Origin of the sequence: Qipengyuania nanhaisediminis (genome assembly GCF_045862805.1) — a bacterium.
Lineage (GTDB): Bacteria > Pseudomonadota > Alphaproteobacteria > Sphingomonadales > Sphingomonadaceae > Erythrobacter > Erythrobacter nanhaisediminis_A.
In genome coordinates, this window is sequence record NZ_AP025760.1 from 628,159 (window position 1) to 644,156 (window position 15,998).

Annotated in this window: 21 protein-coding genes and 1 tRNA gene; 15 read left to right on the plus strand and 7 right to left on the minus strand. The window is 64.4% G+C overall.

The window, feature by feature from the left end:
* The first annotated feature begins 67 nt into the window (after window positions 1-67).
* From ACKTSM_RS03055 to ACKTSM_RS03090, 8 genes are all read left to right on the plus strand, one after another.
* On the plus strand, window positions 68-394 hold the full coding sequence (locus tag ACKTSM_RS03055; protein ID WP_407875670.1) for a hypothetical protein: 327 nt from the start codon (window positions 68-70) through the stop codon (window positions 392-394).
* A complete protein-coding gene (locus ACKTSM_RS03060; protein WP_407875671.1) occupies window positions 395-1,753 on the plus strand; it encodes a GntP family permease in 1,359 nt (452 codons plus the stop codon).
* A 139-nt stretch (window positions 1,754-1,892) separates the two neighbouring features.
* Window positions 1,893-2,945 carry a ribonucleotide-diphosphate reductase subunit beta gene (locus ACKTSM_RS03065; RefSeq protein ID WP_407875672.1) on the plus strand — a complete coding sequence of 351 codons (1,053 nt, stop codon included), beginning with the start codon at window positions 1,893-1,895 and terminating at the stop codon, window positions 2,943-2,945.
* 19 nt (window positions 2,946-2,964) lie between these two features.
* Entirely contained in the window at window positions 2,965-3,252 is a 288-nt protein-coding gene (locus ACKTSM_RS03070) for a DUF1294 domain-containing protein (protein ID WP_407875673.1), read from the plus strand.
* Window positions 3,253-3,368: 116 nt separating this feature from the next.
* Window positions 3,369-3,917: a hypothetical protein gene (locus ACKTSM_RS03075; protein ID WP_407875674.1), complete on the plus strand. Its 549-nt coding sequence runs from the start codon at window positions 3,369-3,371 to the stop codon at window positions 3,915-3,917.
* Window positions 3,918-3,963: 46 nt separating this feature from the next.
* On the plus strand, window positions 3,964-4,254 hold the full coding sequence (locus ACKTSM_RS03080) for a PRC-barrel domain-containing protein (protein ID WP_407875675.1): 291 nt from the start codon (window positions 3,964-3,966) through the stop codon (window positions 4,252-4,254).
* 448 nt (window positions 4,255-4,702) lie between these two features.
* Window positions 4,703-4,894 (plus strand): hypothetical protein, encoded by a 192-nt coding sequence (locus ACKTSM_RS03085; protein WP_407875676.1) that lies wholly within the window; start codon window positions 4,703-4,705, stop codon window positions 4,892-4,894.
* Between the two features lie 94 nt (window positions 4,895-4,988).
* A complete protein-coding gene (locus ACKTSM_RS03090) occupies window positions 4,989-5,291 on the plus strand; it encodes a hypothetical protein (RefSeq protein ID WP_407875677.1) in 303 nt (100 codons plus the stop codon).
* A 26-nt stretch (window positions 5,292-5,317) separates the two neighbouring features.
* Here ACKTSM_RS03090 and ACKTSM_RS03095 read toward each other — a convergent pair whose 3' ends face one another.
* From ACKTSM_RS03095 to ACKTSM_RS03115, 5 genes are all read right to left on the minus strand, one after another.
* Window positions 5,318-5,989 carry a hypothetical protein gene (locus ACKTSM_RS03095; RefSeq protein ID WP_407875678.1) on the minus strand — a complete coding sequence of 224 codons (672 nt, stop codon included), beginning with the start codon at window positions 5,987-5,989 and terminating at the stop codon, window positions 5,318-5,320.
* 2 nt (window positions 5,990-5,991) lie between these two features.
* Complete coding sequence (locus ACKTSM_RS03100; RefSeq protein WP_407875679.1) at window positions 5,992-6,366, minus strand: DUF4870 family protein; 375 nt, start codon at window positions 6,364-6,366, stop codon at window positions 5,992-5,994.
* A gap of 102 nt (window positions 6,367-6,468) precedes the next feature.
* Complete coding sequence (locus ACKTSM_RS03105) at window positions 6,469-7,017, minus strand: thermonuclease family protein (RefSeq protein WP_407875680.1); 549 nt, start codon at window positions 7,015-7,017, stop codon at window positions 6,469-6,471.
* 101 nt (window positions 7,018-7,118) lie between these two features.
* Window positions 7,119-7,274, minus strand: a complete 156-nt coding sequence (locus ACKTSM_RS03110) for a hypothetical protein (protein ID WP_407875681.1) — start codon at window positions 7,272-7,274, stop codon at window positions 7,119-7,121.
* Window positions 7,275-7,508: 234 nt separating this feature from the next.
* Complete coding sequence (locus tag ACKTSM_RS03115) at window positions 7,509-7,850, minus strand: DUF2282 domain-containing protein (RefSeq protein ID WP_407875682.1); 342 nt, start codon at window positions 7,848-7,850, stop codon at window positions 7,509-7,511.
* A gap of 200 nt (window positions 7,851-8,050) precedes the next feature.
* Between ACKTSM_RS03115 and argB the strand changes: the two genes are divergently transcribed.
* The 5 genes from argB (at window position 8,051) to ACKTSM_RS03140 (ending at window position 11,690) form a co-directional block, all read left to right on the plus strand.
* Entirely contained in the window at window positions 8,051-8,947 is an 897-nt protein-coding gene (argB, locus tag ACKTSM_RS03120; RefSeq protein ID WP_407875683.1) for an acetylglutamate kinase, read from the plus strand.
* A gap of 119 nt (window positions 8,948-9,066) precedes the next feature.
* On the plus strand, window positions 9,067-9,363 hold the full coding sequence (locus tag ACKTSM_RS03125) for a YggT family protein (protein WP_407875684.1): 297 nt from the start codon (window positions 9,067-9,069) through the stop codon (window positions 9,361-9,363).
* The gene (gene folD / locus ACKTSM_RS03130; RefSeq protein ID WP_407875685.1) at window positions 9,360-10,253 is read left to right on the plus strand and encodes a bifunctional methylenetetrahydrofolate dehydrogenase/methenyltetrahydrofolate cyclohydrolase FolD; all 894 of its coding nucleotides are present in this window, start codon (window positions 9,360-9,362) and stop codon (window positions 10,251-10,253) included. The genes ACKTSM_RS03125 and folD overlap by 4 nt, the downstream gene beginning before the upstream one ends.
* A 17-nt stretch (window positions 10,254-10,270) precedes the next feature.
* A complete protein-coding gene (locus ACKTSM_RS03135) occupies window positions 10,271-11,008 on the plus strand; it encodes a hypothetical protein (protein WP_407875686.1) in 738 nt (245 codons plus the stop codon).
* A gap of 34 nt (window positions 11,009-11,042) precedes the next feature.
* Window positions 11,043-11,690, plus strand: a complete 648-nt coding sequence (locus tag ACKTSM_RS03140) for a MarC family protein (RefSeq protein ID WP_407876408.1) — start codon at window positions 11,043-11,045, stop codon at window positions 11,688-11,690.
* Window positions 11,691-11,696: 6 nt separating this feature from the next.
* Here the strand turns inward: ACKTSM_RS03140 and ACKTSM_RS03145 are convergent, their stop codons facing one another.
* Both ACKTSM_RS03145 and ACKTSM_RS03150 read right to left on the minus strand, forming a co-directional pair.
* Window positions 11,697-12,308, minus strand: coding sequence for an LON peptidase substrate-binding domain-containing protein (locus ACKTSM_RS03145; protein ID WP_407875687.1), 612 nt, complete (start codon window positions 12,306-12,308; stop codon window positions 11,697-11,699).
* 9 nt (window positions 12,309-12,317) lie between these two features.
* Entirely contained in the window at window positions 12,318-13,262 is a 945-nt protein-coding gene (locus tag ACKTSM_RS03150; RefSeq protein WP_407875688.1) for a tetratricopeptide repeat protein, read from the minus strand.
* 240 nt (window positions 13,263-13,502) lie between these two features.
* Here ACKTSM_RS03150 and ACKTSM_RS03155 point away from each other — a divergent pair.
* Window positions 13,503-13,577 (plus strand) — tRNA-Gly (locus ACKTSM_RS03155).
* 203 nt (window positions 13,578-13,780) lie between these two features.
* Complete coding sequence (locus ACKTSM_RS03160) at window positions 13,781-15,958, plus strand: TonB-dependent receptor (protein ID WP_407875689.1); 2,178 nt, start codon at window positions 13,781-13,783, stop codon at window positions 15,956-15,958.
* Window positions 15,959-15,998: the final 40 nt, after the last annotated feature.

Sequence of the window (15,998 nt, forward strand, 5' to 3'; positions counted from 1 at the left end):
CCTAAGCGCTCGCAATGTGCCAGTCTCCCCGGCGATCACCGATCCGGACCAACGGGAGGGCAGGTTCGTGCCGCACAATATCGCCAATCCGCACCGTCCCGCGCGCCCGGCTGCCGCGCGCGCCGCTTTTCTCGTGTGTCTCGCGCTCGCCCTGTCGGCCTGTGCGAGCCAGGTGCCGCTTGCGGTCGAACAGGGCCAGTCGGTCCCCGGCTTCTGGTGGGGCTTGTGGCATGGCTTCGTCTTTCCCTGGGCGTTCATCGGCTCGCTCTTTTCGCCCGATATCGCGGTCTATGCGGTGCCCAATACCGGCGGCTGGTACGATTTCGGCTTCTTCCTCGGAGTGACCGTGCTCGGCGGCGGATCGTTCTTCGGGTCGAAGGGGCGCAGGCGCTAGATGGTCGGCCTGATCGGGCTTCTCGCAGGGCTCGGCCTGCTGATGTGGCTGGCCCTGCGCGATGTGAACATCATCTTTGCCGCCGTCCTGTGCGCGCTGGTGGTGATCGTCACCAACGGCCTGCCCTTTGCCGAGAGCCTGACAGGGGCCTTCACGCTGGGCGAGCTGGGCGCATTCACCTTTGCAGGCCGCTTCTTCGTGCTGTTCGCCGCCGGGGCGGTGTTCGGCCGCATCATGGGCGAAAGCCACGCCGCGACCGCCATCGCGATGGCGCTGGTGCGCAGGCTCGGCGCGCACCGGGCGCTGTGGATCACGGTGCTGTCATGCGCGCTGCTGACCTATGGCGGGGTGGTGGTCTTCGTGGTGATCTTCGCCATGTATCCGCTCGGCCTGCGGCTGTTGAAGGAGGCCGATATTCCCAAGCGGCTGTTCTGCGGCGCGCTGGCGCTGGGAGCGGGAACCTTCACGCTCACCGCGCTGCCCGGCACGCCCTCGATCCACAATGTCATCCCGACCCTGACGCTTGGCACCGACCTGTTTGCCGCCCCCTTGCTCGGCCTGTTCGGAGGCGCGCTGATGCTGGCGCTAGGCATGACCTATCTCGAGCGCGAGCGGGTCAGGGCGGCAGCATCGGGAGAGGGGTTCGAACCCGGCCCGCGCGACGTGATCCCCGATATCGAGGCGATTGCCAAGGACGTGCCGCACTGGGCGCTCGCGCTCGTGCCGCTCGTCCTGGTGATCGCCACCATCCTCGCCCCGCGGCTGGCGCAGGCGGCGGGGCTGGGCGATGGCAGCACGCTCATCGCCTTTGCCGCATCGCAGCCGGTGCTGTGGCCGGCGATCGCCCTGGTGCTCGCCAGCATCGCCGCGCTCGCGCTGTTTCCCGCGGTGCGCAAGGCGCCCTTGCAGACCATGGGACTGGGCACGCAGGACGCGATCATGCCGCTGATGGCGACGAGCGCAGTGATCGGGTTCGGCGGCGTGGTCTCGCAGACCAGCGGCTTTGCGCTGTTCGTCGATGCGGTGGTCAATTCCCCGCTCGAGCCGCATTTGTCGATGTTCGCTGCCGCCAGCGCGGTCTCGGGGATCACCGGTTCGTCATCGGGCGGATTGCAGATCTTCATGGCAACCATGGCCGAGCCCTATCTCGCGCTCGGCATCGCGCCCGAGGAGCTTCACCGCCTGGTCGCGATGGCGAGCGGCGGGTTCGATTCGCTGCCGCATTGCGGCGCGGTGATCGCGATGCTCCAGATCACCCAGCTCACTCACCGCCAGGCCTACAAGGAGGTCGGCGTGGTCACCGTCATCGTGCCGGTGGTGGCGACGCTGTTCACGATCCTGCTCGCCATGGCGACCTGATCGGCCGCCCGCGCCCGCCCACGCTCGGTTAGACTCGGTTTTGCCACGGTTTATCCCCGCAAGAATCTTGGCTGTTGCCTTCGAAAAGCGCGTCTGATTGCCTATATGAGTCGTTCACGCTGACCAAAGGGACCACAAGATGTCGTTGCTCGAAGCCCGCAAGACCTACAAGCCGTTCGAATATCCCTGGGCCTACGAGTTCTGGAAACGCCAGCAGCAGATCCACTGGATGCCCGAGGAAGTGCCTCTGGGCGAGGATTGCCGCGACTGGGCGCAGAAGATCACCGAGCACGAGCGCAACCTGCTGACGCAAATCTTCCGCTTCTTCACCCAGGCCGATGTCGAGGTGCAGGATTGCTACCACGACAAATATGGCCGCGTGTTCAAGCCGACCGAGATCAAGATGATGCTCACCGCGTTCTCCAACATGGAGACGGTCCACATCGCGGCCTACAGCCACCTGCTCGACACGATCGGCATGCCCGAAAGCGAATATTCCGCCTTCCTCGAATACGAGGAAATGGCCGACAAGCACGATTACATGCAGCAATTCGGCGTCGACAATGACGAGGACATCGCGCGCACGCTCGCCATGTTCGGCGGCTTTACCGAAGGGCTCCAGCTCTTCGCCAGCTTCGCCATGCTGATGAACTTCCCGCGCTTCAACAAGATGAAGGGCATGGGCCAAGTCGTCAGCTGGTCGGTGCGCGATGAAAGCCTGCACTGCGAAGGCATCATCAAGATGTTCCACACCTTCTGCGAGGAACGCGACTGCCTGACCAAGGCGGTGAAGGAAGACATCATCGACATCTGCCAGAAGACCGTCCGGCTCGAAGATGCCTTCATCGACCTCGCCTTCGAAATGGGTCCGGTGAACGGCATGACGGCCAAGGATATCAAGAAATATATCCGCTACATCGCCGACTGGCGCCTGGGCCAGCTGGGCCTCCAGCAGATCTACATGGTCGACGAACACCCGCTGCCCTGGCTCGCCCCGCTTCTGAACGGTGTCGAGCACGCCAATTTCTTCGAAACCCGCGCGACCGAATATTCCAAGGGCGCGACCAAGGGCAACTGGAACGACGTCTGGTCGAGCTTCGACAAGCGCCAGAAGGCCAAGGCGGTCAACGAGGACGCCGAGGAAGAAGGCGGCCCGGACATGTTTGGCGACGCGGTGCAGGCGGCGGAGTAACGGGCTGACATTCGACCTATTGGGCCGTGCCATTGGTCCCTTCGAAATTCTGATAGCTTTGCTAGCCGTCAACCTTGCCGCTTTCGCGGCATTTGGGATCGACAAGGTTTTGGCCGAGAACAAGTCGAGGCGGATATCCGAGGCGACGCTGTTGCAACTGGCGTTCTTCGGCGGGATCGGCGGCGCATATGCGGGGCGTTCGCTGTTTCGGCACAAGACTCGAAAGCAGCCGTTCAGCACTCACCTCGGCTTGATTGCCGGGTTCCAGCTTTGCGCGATAGTATTCGCTGCAATCTATTTTTGGTAAGCAAAGCCCAAAGGCCCCCCAGCTCTTCTCGGAACATTCCGCCAGCCAGGACAGTTGCTTGGACAATGCCGACCGCCACTCCCCCCATGCGGTCGCCCCAAGCACAAGGACCGAACATGGCTGAAATTCCCGTAGAAAAGAAATCCTCCACCGGCTGGCTCTGGTGGGTGCTGCTCGCTTTGCTCGGCGCGGCGGTGATCTGGTGGGTTGCCACCGACGAAGATGAGGCCGCGGTGGCCAATGGCGGCGAAACCGCTGCCGCCGCGACCATAGAGGATGCCGATGCCATGGCCGCTGATGGCGCGCCTGCCGATGGTGTTGCCGATGGCGATGCGGCGGTGATCACCAGCTATGCCATGCTGACCGGCTCTGCCGACCTGATCGGTCGCCGCGTCGATTTCGCCTCGGTCGTGGCCGATGAGCCGGTCGGTGATGAAAGCTTCCTGATCGGTGAAGGCGACAATCTCACCCTGGTCGCGTTCGACGAACGGCCCACCCCCGACATGCCCAAGGAAGGACATGTCGATGTCAATGCCGGCTCACGCGTCGCGATCCAGGGCGACATCCGCGCCTATGAAGGCGACATGCCCGGCACTGTCACGCGCGAAGTGCCCGAAGGCACGCGCTATTACATCTGGGCGGACAAGGTGGACGTGCTCGACTGATCGCACGCACGCTTATTCCTTAACAGGACAATTCAAGGACAAACTCATGCACAATGACGACAGGTTCGCAGAGCTCGATTCGCTATCCGACTGGCAGCTCGAGAACGAAGACCAGGATATTCGCGGCTTTCACGTGAAATCGATGGCCGGCGAGGATTACGGCACGATCGAGGACATGCTGGTGGACAAGGACAATGAGCGCGTGGCCGCTGTGCGCTTGAACGATGGCCGCATCGTTGCCGCAAGCCACCTCGACATCCGCTCCGACCACGTCCTCTACACCGATGACGAAGCGGCCTCGACGCCCAATTACACCAAGGTCCGCGCCCGCGACTGACGCATGCCCGAGACCCAGGAGAGAGCAAGGCCGGCCCGCAGGTTTACGCGCGGAGCCGGCCTTGTTGCTGTCCGGCCTGCCCTACGCCCCGCTTTCCTACCCGCACACCCTGGCGCTAGCCTTGCGCCCATGTCCGCTACGCCTCGCCCTTTCGCAACCGCCATTGATCGAGGGAACCGATCAAACGACCCTTCGGTGATCGATTGGATTTTTGCGCCAGGACCGTGTTCCATGTGTTCCATCCGTGCCGCAGCTGCGATGAACCGAGCGGGCGCGGTTAACCTCTGGCGCAACCGCGAATCGCCCTTTGTGACCGCGCAATTGCAAGGACTTGTATCGCCGCGCGCCGCCCTAACGCTTTGTTCACGCCGAAGGGCGATAACCATCGGCGATAACCAGAACACGGGCCGGCACACCGGCCTGCGTCGCAACGCAGAGGAAGGCGCGCATGAAATTCGTCAACGGACTGATCGGCTGTGCGCTCGGCTTTGCAGGCGGCGTGGCGGCGCTGGCGCTGGCGGTGCCTGCCGACATGCACACCGCTTCGGCGGCGAGCGCGGCCAAGCTGCACGAGGCGGGGTCCGAAGCGCTGACCGGGGAGGAGGGGCAACCCTTCCTCGTGGTCATGCTCGACGACTGAGGCAGAGCCGGCGCGGAACGCGGGCGCGCTTGCCGCATTGGTCAGGTGAACAACGTTTTGCCCAGACCTTTGCGACAAGGGGAGCCCCCACGCCATGAAAGACATCTTCAAGCCGATCGTCACCACGATGAGCGCCGCGAGCGCGCTCAGCCTCGCGCTTGCCGCCTGCACCACCGAGCCCGACGAGATCGCCGAGGCGCCGGTCGAGGAGAGCAATATCGTCGATGCCGACGCGCCCGCGGTCGGCCTTCCCGAAGCCGGGCAGGACGCGACCCCGCCGGTCGCGCGGCCCACCGGAATGGGCGATGCCGATCAGGGCGAGCTGGGTTCGGGCGCGGAGCCGGGAACCGACATTCACGACACCGACCGCGCTCCCGCAGTGCGCGCCGGCGAATAGGCCAAGGAAATTGGGGCGCGCGCCGTTTATCCGGCCGGGGCGTGGCCCCAGGCAGGTGGCGGCGCTTCGACCGGCCGGGTGAGGTCGAACTCGACCCGGAACAGCCGGTCCTCGGGCGCACCGCCCTCCTCGGTGCGCTGCAACTGATAGGCAAAGCGCGCATCGGGCGCGCCCGCCGGGTCGATTTCGAGCGACCAGACATTGGTCACCGAGGCGGACAGCCCCTCGCGCTCGAACAGGTCGATGCTGAACGGGTCGACCGGGAAATGCTGGACGCGCGCCGTGCCAGCCTCTGCGGTGTCGCCGCCATACATGGTGACCGCATCGCTTTCGCCGTCCTCGTGACGGTGGTCGTGCTTGAGCCGCAAGCCGTCACCGGTGCGGGTGATGACCCAGGTGCGCGAGCGGTCCCATTGCTCGCCCGTGCGGACATGGAAGGGAACCTTGATGGTCTCGTCCGAACATTCGGCGACATGCATCACCATGTCGGCCCCGGCAAAATCGGCGTCGACCGCGTCGGAACTGGTGAGCTCGCCCGCATAGGCATTGCCGCAATGGCTCGCGAGCGCGGCGAAGAAGGCGTCCTGGGGGGCGGAGCCGGCATCGTCATCGGACACGGTGGCAACCGGCTGACAGGCGGACACGGCAAGCGCGGCGCCAAGGAGCGCTGCGCGGGTGAAGATGGAAGGAGGTGCCACGATCAGAACAGCAGGGTCTTGGGATCGGGCATCGGCGCGCGTTCCTGCGCCTTGATGAGGCTCATGACGCTGCGCACGCCCACCCACAGCGCCGGCAGCCAGATCAGGACGAGCCCGATGACGGTCACTGCAAGGAGCACCGATGCGATCAGGCCAATCCAGAACGTGCGGATGAGATAGGTGTAATGCGATCGGGTCCAGTTCTCGCCATCCTCGCCCGCCCAGACATGTGCGAGGACAATGCCGACAAGGCCCGAAATTCCGGTCAGGAAACTGCCGAGATAGAGCAGCGAAACGACCGTCGGCCGGTTGAAATCGAACCCGCTGGCAGCGCTCGGCCGGGTCTCGGCGTCATCGGGTCTGGTCGGCTCGGTCATGGCAGTCCCCCTGTCTGTCTCTTGTCCGCGGCGAGGTTACCGGCTTGGGCGATGGTGGCAAGGGGCGATGTCGCAATTGCCCCTCGCTGTCCGTTCGCGCCTTCAGCCGCACCATTGCGGTTCGGGCTCTCCCCGGCCATCGGCGACGGCCAGGCCTTGCGCGATCATGGAGTGCGCGAGCAGGTCTGTGTCGCCGGGAGAGCCGCCGTCCCGCCGCGCGGCCCGCAATTCGCGGCCATATCGGTCGCGCGGCGGCTGTACGCCCCCGCTCCATTCGAACGGGCCTTGCGCAAGCCAGCGGTGGAGCGCCCTGCGCGCTTCGGCTGCGCGCCGGCGTTCGGCGGTGCACGCGCCGTCGATCTCGGGCGCGTCGAAACCGGTGAGCCTTATCCTGCGCTGTTCGCGGCCAAAGCCCAGCACCACGGTATCGCCGTCAACGACGCAGCCCGCAGCGCGCGGCCCTGCCTCGCCGCAGATCGCGAAGGGTTCGGTGACCGACACCCAGTCGGCATCGGACTGGGCAGGACGAAGGAGGAACCACCAGAGCGCCATGACGATCAGGAGGAGCATCGGCATCCGCCACACCAGCCACCATGCGGAGAGCCGCGATCGGGCAGGCTTGGAGCGGGGCTTGCGCGGCAGAAGTGGCATCGCGAAGATGTTACACCAGCAAGACCCGCACGCCAGCATGATTGGACGCCATGCCGTGAATTCTCGGCATGAACCCTTTTCCGAAAGCTGGTTCTTTGCCGCTAGATCGCGTCCTTGCCGCTCTCGCGTTCGCTAGTGCGCCGGTCCTCTCCCGACCGCCGATCGCCTTTGCGTCGGTCGGGACCCTCGAATTCCACCTGCTGCTGGCGGCGGTCGCCATTGCGCCGCCCGTTGCCGTTATTGTCCTGCATATCCATCCCCCAAGCTTGCTTCGAAAAGCGCTTCAGCACGGTGCGGACCCGTTTTTTACGGTTTTGCGAGAGCTTAGCACATTGGTGAAAAATGCAAGAATCGCTCGCCTGTCAACCTGTGGGCAATCCGCAGGGCGAGGCGGTGCGGACCGGTCAAGCAGCCCGGCACCGCACCGTGCCTCACGATCGCGGATTTGCTCGGATTTTCAGGCAAGCGGAACGGTAGAGGCCCGGCTCGTCTCAGGCCTCGATCGGTGTTAGCGAACCGCTGCCTTCGGGGGTGTCGATGTCCTCGCAGGTGCCCGCATCGACATATTTCCAGGCATTGCCCTGGTAGTCGACGACGCTGGTGCCCGAGCAGCTGGTGCCCGGCCCGGCTGAGCAATCATTCTCTCCGGCAAGTGCGACACCGTAGCACTTTTCCTTTTCTCCATCACCGGCATCAGCGAGCGCTTCGGCCTCGGTGGTGGCTGCAGCCGTGTCATCGGCGGGCGGCGCTGCCTCTTCGGAGCCCGAACAGGCTGCGGCAAGGCCTGCCGCGGCTGCGAGTGCGATCGAATTCCTGATCGAAGTGCTGGTCATCGTGATCCTCCATGCTGGGCCTGGCAACGCGCTGCGCGCCGCCAGTCTTTGCGGAATTCGCAGCAAACCCGCTTTCGGTTACAAAGCCAAGCCCCACGCTTGCGAAACGGCACATTGCGCCATGTGCGCTTCCCCCTGCGCGGCGAAGCGGCTAAGCGACATTCCCCCAAGCCCATTCGCAACAAGCGGATCGCACTGACATGACCGCCCATCCAAGCAAGACAGAGCTTTCCAAGACAGAAGTGCTGATCGAAGCGCTGCCATATTTCCAGCGCTATGCCGGGCGCACCTTCGTGGTGAAATATGGCGGGCACGCAATGGGCGATCCGCGCGCGGCGCGCGACTTCGCCGAAGATATCGTGCTGCTCAAAGCAGTCGGCATCAATCCGGTCGTGGTCCATGGCGGCGGCCCGCAAATCGGCGACATGCTCGCCAGGCTCGGGGTCGAGAGCACCTTTGTCGACGGGCTTCGCGTCACCGACGAGGCGACCGCCAAGATCGCCGAAATGGTGCTATCGGGCGCAATCAACAAGGAACTGGTCGGCTGGCTGTCGAGTGCCGGAGGCAAGGCGCTGGGCCTGTCAGGCAAGGATGGCGGCCTCGTTACCGCGCGCAAGGTTGAGCGCACTGCGCGCGATCCGGAAAGCAATATCGAAAGCGTCGTCGATCTCGGCTTTGTCGGTGAACCGGCCCGTGTCGATACCGGCGTGATCGATACCGCCGTGGCCGCGGGCATGATCCCTGTCATCGCCCCGATCGCGGGCGGCGAGGACGGGGCGACCTACAACATCAATGCCGACACCATGGCAGGCGCGATCGCGGCGGCGCTGGGCGCTGCGCGGCTGTTCCTGCTCACCGATGTGGCGGGCGTGCTCGACGGCAATGGCGAATTGCTCACCGAGCTCGACCCGACGAAGATCGCTCGGCTGCGCGAGGACGGGGTGATCAAGGGCGGCATGGTGCCCAAGCTCGAGACCTGCGTCGCCGCGGTCGAATCCGGATGCGAGGCGGCGGTTGTGCTCGACGGGCGGGTGCCCCATGCCATGTTGCTCGAATTCTTCACCGCGCGCGGTGCCGGTACACTGGTCAGCGCGTGAGACAAACAAGGCCGAAGACTGGAAAATAGCGTGTTAGACAGCTAACACGCTTCGCAAGGGACTATCTCCACGCGCTTTCCCGCTCAAGGGTGGCGCAGCAAAGGCAAAAGACAACCACCATGACCGGATTAATCGCACTCTATCAGATCATCGAACTGCTGGTGCAGGTCTTCGTGATGCTGATCATCATCCAGTTCGTGATCGGGCTGTTGTTCGCGTTCAACGTGATCAACCCCTCGAACCAGTTTCTCGCCCAGGTCTATGAATCGATCAATCGCCTGCTCGACCCGATCCTGCGCCCGGTACGCAACATCATGCCGCAGACCGGGGCGATCGATTTCTCGCCGCTGGTCGTGATCATCGGCGCGCAGATACTGCTGATCGTGCTGCGCGGGGTCATCAGCAGCGTCGTATGACCGCCACTCGGATAGACGGAAAAGGCTTTGCCGCGAAACTGCGCGAACGCGTGGGCGAGAAAGCGAGCGAGTTCGCCGGGCAAGCCGGGCGCAAACCGGGCCTCGCGGTGGTGCTGGTGGGCGATGACCCTGCCAGCCAGGTCTATGTCGGAGCCAAGCACAAGGCGACCATCGCGGCGAACATGGAAAGCTTCGAGCATCGCCTGCCCGCCGATACCGATGCGGAAACCTTGCTCGGCCTCGTCGACCAGTTGAACCGTGACGAGGCGGTCGATGGCATTCTCGTGCAATTGCCGCTTCCCGATCACCTCGACGAACAGGAGGTCATCGCCCGGATCAGTCCGGACAAGGATGTCGACGGGTTCCACGTCATCAATGCCGGACGGCTGTCGGTCGGACAGACGGGTTTCGTCCCGTGCACTCCGCTCGGCTGCATGATGTTGCTGACCGATCGGCTGGGCGATCTTTCGGGGCTGGAAGCGGTGGTGATCGGCCGATCCAACATCGTTGGCAAGCCGATGGCCCAGCTGCTGCTCGACGCCAATGCCACCGTCACCATCGCGCACAGCCGGACCAGGGACCTCGCCAGCGTCGTGCGGCGTGCCGACATCGTGGTCGCCGCGGTGGGCCGTCCGCAAATGATCGGCAAAGACTGGCTGAAGCCCGGCGCTACGGTGATTGATGTCGGGATCAACCGGCTCCCGCCCGAACCGGGGAAGGACAAGGGCCGACTGGTGGGCGATGTCGCATTTGACGAGGCGTCCGAGATCGCCGGCGCGATCACTCCGGTTCCCGGCGGGGTGGGGCCGATGACGATCGCGGTGCTGCTGCGCAACACGCTGGTCGCTGCCCATCGCAATGCCGGGCTCGACGTGCCCGTTGGCCTGTGATGCGCACAGCGAGGGTCATGGCCCTGACCGCGCTGGCGGCCATGCTCGCCGCCTGCGCGAGCGGGCCGCGCGGACCATCCGACGCGGTCATTGCGCGCGCACTGCAGGGCGCTCCGGGGGCCGCGCAGCCGAGCACGGTGGTTGCCACCGAACTCGCTTTTGCCCGCGCCGCACGCGAGGATGGGCAGTGGACCGCTTTCGAAGCCTTCGCAGCGCCGGGCGCCATGCTCCACACCCGCAGCGGGCCGCGCCCCTTTGCCGAATTGCGCGAAGTGCTCGAGGATCCCGAAGAAGCGGTGCAATGGGCGCCGCGCACCGTGGTGATGAGCTGCGCGGGCGATGTCGCGGTCAGCCTTGGCCGCTATCGCGATCCCGAGGGGACGGTCGGCACCTTTGTCACCGTCTGGCAGCGCCAGCAAGATGGCCAGTATCGCTGGATTTATGACGGCGGTGGACCCGATATCCCGCAGCCTGCGCCGCGTTCGGTTCCCGAGGACGGCGATATCGTCGTCACAGCCATGGATGCCGTCGAAGGGCTCGTGGCGAGCTGCGCGCGACCTGATGCGCCGGTCGCAGCACCGCCCTCCGGCTCGGTTGTCGCGAGCGGGGAGCGTGACCCGATGCAATCGCGGGACGGGACGCTTCGCTGGCGCATCGACCACCTCGCTGACGGCACCAAGCTCGTTGCCGCCGAATACTGGTTCGACGGGCGCTGGATCGCCGCAATCGACGAACGCTTCACGCCAGCCTCTTGAATTTCGCGCTCAGGGGTGGTGAGTGTCGGCGATGATGCCCGAACTCTTCATCTCCGCCTTCATCACGCTTTTCGTGGTGATCGATCCGCCGGGATGCGCCCCGATCTATGCCGGGCTGACCAAGAATGCGAGCAATGCACAGGCGCGCAACATGGCGCTGCGAGCGACCGCGATTGCCGCGGTGATCCTGCTGATCTTCGCTTTCTTCGGAGAGGACCTGCTTGGCGCGCTCCATATCGAGCTCGACAGTTTCCGCATTGCGGGCGGACTGATGCTGTTCTGGATCGCTTTCGAGATGGTGTTCGAGAAACGCACCCAGCGCCGGACCGAGCGTGCCGACAAGATCAGCGCCGATCCCGAGATCGAGGATGTCTCGGTGTTCCCCATGGCGATGCCGATGCTCGCAGGGCCCGGCGCGATCGCGGCGATCATGCTATTGATGAACGAGGCCGAGACCCCTTCGGAAACGCTCGAGGTGTTCCTGGCGCTCGGCCTGGTCCTCCTGATCACCGCCGTCGCGCTCGTCGCTGCGCGTCCGCTGATCCGGTTGCTCGGAGACAAGGTCGAGGCGGTCATCACCCGGCTGCTCGGCGTGCTGCTGTCCGCACTCGCCGCGCAATATGTGATCGACGGATTGCGCGGCGCCTTTGCGGTCGCCGACCCGGCGGCGCCGCTGGTCTGAGCCGCGTCATTGCAGCGTCGTAATTTCCTCGGTGGGATCGCTGCGCCCGAAAAATTGCATCAGCTGCACCAGCAGTTCGCATCGCTCCGATAAAGTGCCCGCCTCGAGCAGCGCCTGTTTCGAGGCGGGATCGAAGGGTGCGATCTGCGACACCCCGTTGATCAGCGACTGGTCATCGAGTCTCTCGACCGAATCCCAGTCGACGTTGTAGCCCTGGCTGTCCGCAAATTCGCGCGCCTCGCGCTCGAACCCGCCGCGTTGGGCATGGCTCAGCACCTCGTCCGCGTCGTCCTCGATCAGTTCGCCTTCGACCTGCCGAAAGGGCGTGGTCACGTCGAGCTCGCGCACGACCCGAAAGCGTTTCTCGCCTTCGAGGATGAGGTTGTAGCGCCCGTCTTCGAGCGCCTCGATCTCGCCGATCCTGCCGACGCAGCCGATGGAGTACAGCGGTGCGCCCTCGAAAGCACGCTGCGGCTGGATCATCGCGATTCGCCGGTCGCGGACCAGCGCATCGCCGACCAGCGCGCGGTAACGCTCCTCGAAGACGTGGAGCGGCAATTGCAATCCTGGGAACAGGATCGTGCCAGGCAGCGGAAAGATCGAGAGACGAGCGGTCATTCTCGGGAGTTATCCGAACAAGATCCGCGACAGCCGCCGCCGGGTCGAGACCACCCACTCGTCCTCAAGCCCGGTCGCCTCGAAAATCTGTAGCAGCTTGGCGCGCGCCGCGCCTTCCTTCCATTCGCGGTCCTTTTCGATCATCGCGAGAAACGTGTCAGCGGCCTCGTCGCGCGAACCGGCGGCAAAGGCTGCTTCGGCAAGGGCCATTTGTGCGTCCATGTCATCGGGGTCTGCCGCGACCTTTTCACGCAGTCCGGCAAGCTCGCTGTCATCGACGCGCGTCCCGGCCAGTTCGAGCGCGCTTTCGGCAGCGCTCATGGCGGGGTCGTCCTTGATAGAGGCATAGACCGGGCTCGACTTGATTGCTTCGAGCATCTTGGTCGCTTCGTCGGCCTGGTCCATGGCCACCTGGGCGCGGATCATTCCGCCGATCGCCTTGGGATTGGCATTGTCGAATTCGATCACCTGCGCAAAGATGCCCAGCGCCCGTTCGGTTTCGCCATCGGCCAGCGCCTGTTCGCCCATTGCGACGAACTGGTCGATGTCCTGCTGGGAGGGGCCGCCCTGGCCGCCTTCACCGCCTTCGTCGGCCCCGGCCTTGACGGGGAGCTGCTTTAAGAGCTGGTCGAGCGCCTGCTTCAACTGGCTCTCCGACCGCGCGCTGGTGAGGTCGGCGACCGGCTGGCCCTGGAACATGGCATAGACCGTGGGGATCGACTGGACCTGGAACTGGCCGGCGATGAACTTTTCCTCGTCAACATTGATCTTGGCAAGCACCACGCCCTTGTCGGCATATTCGGCCGCTACCTTCTCGAGCACCGGGGTCAGCGCCTTGCACGGGCCGCACCACTCGGCCCAGAAATCGAGAATGACGAGCTTTGTCTGCGAGGGCGCGACGACATCCTTCTGGAACCGTTCGACCGCTTTTTGCTCTTCGATATTGAGACCCATGCTTGCCAAGGGTGCGCTCCTGTTGCTGTTTGGTGGCGAATGCTTGGCCCCAATGTGGGGCGTTTCGCGGCTATGTGAAGCTTGGCGGTCGCGCTGGCCAGACTAATCGTGATTTCGCCGATTGCCGGCTTGTTTGATCACCGTGCATTTTTCCCCTTGCAGGGCTTTGGAAGCGCTGCTAATCGCGCCGCCTCCCCGGCAGAGAAAGGCTGTTGCAGCCACTCTGCGAGGCGTCAGTGAGCGGGCGTAGCTCAGGGGTAGAGCACAACCTTGCCAAGGTTGGGGTCGGGCGTTCGAATCGCCTCGCCCGCTCCATTTTTCCGGATCATCTTGGATCCGTTCGCGCTGTTTGCGCATCCCCGTTCAGTCTTGCGACAGCCGGTGTTGCCGATAGGCCGCACTTCGCGGTCGCTCGCCGCCTCTTTGCCGCAGATAGCCGTTTCGCGATTGCAATATACAGCTTGCGCTCTACAGCGAATGAGACTTTATAACATTGACGCGATGAGATCAGGATCGACATGAAAGCCCTTGCATCACCTACCGCAATCGCCGCCGTCCTTGCCCTTTCGCTTGGCGCGAACCCGGCCTTCGCACAGGACGACGAGCGCACTTCGAGCGCGCCTGCCGAAGGCGAAGAACGGGTCGATGACGACGTTCACAACCGCCAGTCCGACTACCAGGGCAATATCATCGTCAGCGCCGATGGGCTCGCCCAACTTGATATTCTCGCCGGGACCAGCGTGTTCGAGGCCGAGGAAATCCAGCGCAACCTGAACGGGCAGCTCGGCGAAGTGCTCGCCAAACTTCCGGGCGTTTCGGCATCAAGCTTTGCGCCCGGTGCATCGCGCCCGGTCCTGCGCGGTTTCCAGGGCGAACGCGTGCGGGTGCTGGTCGACGGGATCGGGACGGCTGACGTCTCCAACACCTCGGTCGACCATGCGACCACGATCGACCCGCTGACCGCCGAACGCATCGAGGTCTTGCGCGGCCCTGCGACGCTCCTGTTCGGCAGCCAGGCAATCGGTGGCGCTGTCAACGTGATCGACAAGCGCATTCCCACGCGCATCCCCGACGAGGGCTTCCATTTCGACGGTCTCGCTGCACTCGACACCGCGAGCGATCTTCGCACGGCGGGCGCCTCGGTCGATGTCCCGATCGGCGAGGTCCTGGTGGTCCATTTCGACGGGACCTGGCGCGAAACCGACGATCTCGAAATCCCCGGCTTCCAAGTCGCACCCGAATTGCGCGCCGAACTCCTCGAGGAAGCAGCCGAGGAAGAGGAAGAGGGTGAATTCGAAGAAGCCGAAGAGTTTCGCGAAGCCGCCAACCAGGCCGGGTTCGTCCCAAATACCGCTAGCGAAAGCTGGACGGTCAATGGCGGGCTCGGAGTGATCCTTGGCGAATCCTCGCTCGGGTTCTCGGTCGGGTATTACGACACGAATTACGGCATTCCCGGTCGCCCGGGGGCGGGCCACCACCATGGCGAAGAGGAAGGCGAAGACGAAGATGGCGAAGAGGAAGGCGAGGAAATCGTCTCGATCGATCTCCAGCAGCTGCGCGCCGATATGCGGGCAGACGTGTTCCTCGGCGATGGTTTCTTCTCGCGCCTCAAGCTGCGCGCAGGCTTTTCCGACTATACCCACACCGAATTCGAGGGCGACGAGGTCGGCACGGTGTTCGACAGCAAGGGCCTCGAGGCGCGCGCCGTTCTCGAACAAAACCCGCGCGGCGCCTCGCGCGGTTCGATCGGCGTGCAGTTCCGCCACCGCGACTTCTTCGCCGAGGGTGCCGAGGCGTATGTTCCACCCAACCTGACCGACCAGTTCGCGGTCTTCGGGCTTCAGGAATTCGGCACCGGTCCGATCCAGATCGAGCTCGCAGCGCGCGCCGAATTTACGAGTGTCGAGGACACGCTCAATCGTGTTTCGCGAGATTTCGATACCCTTTCGGGCGCGCTGGGCGTGATCTACGAGACCGACGACGCGCTGCGCGCCGGTGTCAATGTCAGCCGCGCCGAACGCGCTCCGAGCGCCGAGGAACTGTTCTCCAACGGCCCCCATATCGCGACCCAGGCCTTCGAAATCGGCGATCCGGACCTCGCGGTCGAGAGCGCATGGGGTGTCGAGGGCTTCGTGCGCGGTCGGATCGGCGGCGCGGAGGTTTCATTCGCGGTCTTCAACCAGTGGTTCGACGATTATATCTACCTCACCGAAACCGGACTCGAGGAAGACGAGCTGCCGGTCTTCGTCTATCTCCAGCAGGACGCCGACTATTTCGGTCTCGAAGGCGAGGTCACCTTGCCGTTGTTCGACAATGGCGACATCGGTCTGATCGCCGATTTGCGCGGCTCCTATATCGATGCCCGGCTGGCTGACGGATCTTCGGTGCCGCGCATCCCGCCGCTCAGCCTGCTCGGCGCGCTCGAGCTGCAATCGAACGCCTTCGACCTGCGCGGCGAGGTGCAATGGTTCGCCAGCCAGAACGAGGTCGCCGAGTTCGAGACCCCGACCGACGATTTTGCCTTCGTGAATGCGGTGGCCTCGTGGCGCCCGCTCGCCTCGAACGAGCATGTCACGCTGCAGCTGGCGGTCGACAACATCTTCAACGTCACCGGCCGTCGCCATGCGAGCTTTACCAAGGACTTCGTCCCGCTGCCCGGTCGCAATATCCGCGCGAGCGTGCGGCTGAGCTTCTGATCGCGCCCGCGCCCGGTGCAATTAGCCGACCGGGCGCGGC

Excerpts from the sequence above, each read along its gene's own strand:
- ACKTSM_RS03060 (WP_407875671.1), top strand. The coding sequence starts at position 395 with ATGGTCGGCCTGATCGGGCTTCTCGCAGGGCTCGGCCTGCTGATGTGG.
- ACKTSM_RS03065 (WP_407875672.1), top strand. The coding sequence starts at position 1,893 with ATGTCGTTGCTCGAAGCCCGCAAGACCTACAAGCCGTTCGAATATCCC.
- ACKTSM_RS03075 (WP_407875674.1), top strand. The coding sequence starts at position 3,369 with ATGGCTGAAATTCCCGTAGAAAAGAAATCCTCCACCGGCTGGCTCTGG.
- ACKTSM_RS03080 (WP_407875675.1), top strand. The coding sequence starts at position 3,964 with ATGCACAATGACGACAGGTTCGCAGAGCTCGATTCGCTATCCGACTGG.
- ACKTSM_RS03085 (WP_407875676.1), top strand. The coding sequence starts at position 4,703 with ATGAAATTCGTCAACGGACTGATCGGCTGTGCGCTCGGCTTTGCAGGC.
- ACKTSM_RS03090 (WP_407875677.1), top strand. The coding sequence starts at position 4,989 with ATGAAAGACATCTTCAAGCCGATCGTCACCACGATGAGCGCCGCGAGC.
- ACKTSM_RS03100 (WP_407875679.1), bottom strand. The coding sequence starts at position 6,366 with ATGACCGAGCCGACCAGACCCGATGACGCCGAGACCCGGCCGAGCGCT.
- ACKTSM_RS03105 (WP_407875680.1), bottom strand. The coding sequence starts at position 7,017 with ATGCCACTTCTGCCGCGCAAGCCCCGCTCCAAGCCTGCCCGATCGCGG.
- ACKTSM_RS03110 (WP_407875681.1), bottom strand. The coding sequence starts at position 7,274 with ATGGATATGCAGGACAATAACGGCAACGGGCGGCGCAATGGCGACCGC.
- ACKTSM_RS03115 (WP_407875682.1), bottom strand. The coding sequence starts at position 7,850 with ATGACCAGCACTTCGATCAGGAATTCGATCGCACTCGCAGCCGCGGCA.
- argB (WP_407875683.1), top strand. The coding sequence starts at position 8,051 with ATGACCGCCCATCCAAGCAAGACAGAGCTTTCCAAGACAGAAGTGCTG.
- ACKTSM_RS03125 (WP_407875684.1), top strand. The coding sequence starts at position 9,067 with ATGACCGGATTAATCGCACTCTATCAGATCATCGAACTGCTGGTGCAG.
- folD (WP_407875685.1), top strand. The coding sequence starts at position 9,360 with ATGACCGCCACTCGGATAGACGGAAAAGGCTTTGCCGCGAAACTGCGC.
- ACKTSM_RS03135 (WP_407875686.1), top strand. The coding sequence starts at position 10,271 with ATGGCCCTGACCGCGCTGGCGGCCATGCTCGCCGCCTGCGCGAGCGGG.
- ACKTSM_RS03140 (WP_407876408.1), top strand. The coding sequence starts at position 11,043 with ATGCCCGAACTCTTCATCTCCGCCTTCATCACGCTTTTCGTGGTGATC.
- ACKTSM_RS03145 (WP_407875687.1), bottom strand. The coding sequence starts at position 12,308 with ATGACCGCTCGTCTCTCGATCTTTCCGCTGCCTGGCACGATCCTGTTC.
- ACKTSM_RS03150 (WP_407875688.1), bottom strand. The coding sequence starts at position 13,262 with ATGGGTCTCAATATCGAAGAGCAAAAAGCGGTCGAACGGTTCCAGAAG.
- ACKTSM_RS03160 (WP_407875689.1), top strand. The coding sequence starts at position 13,781 with ATGAAAGCCCTTGCATCACCTACCGCAATCGCCGCCGTCCTTGCCCTT.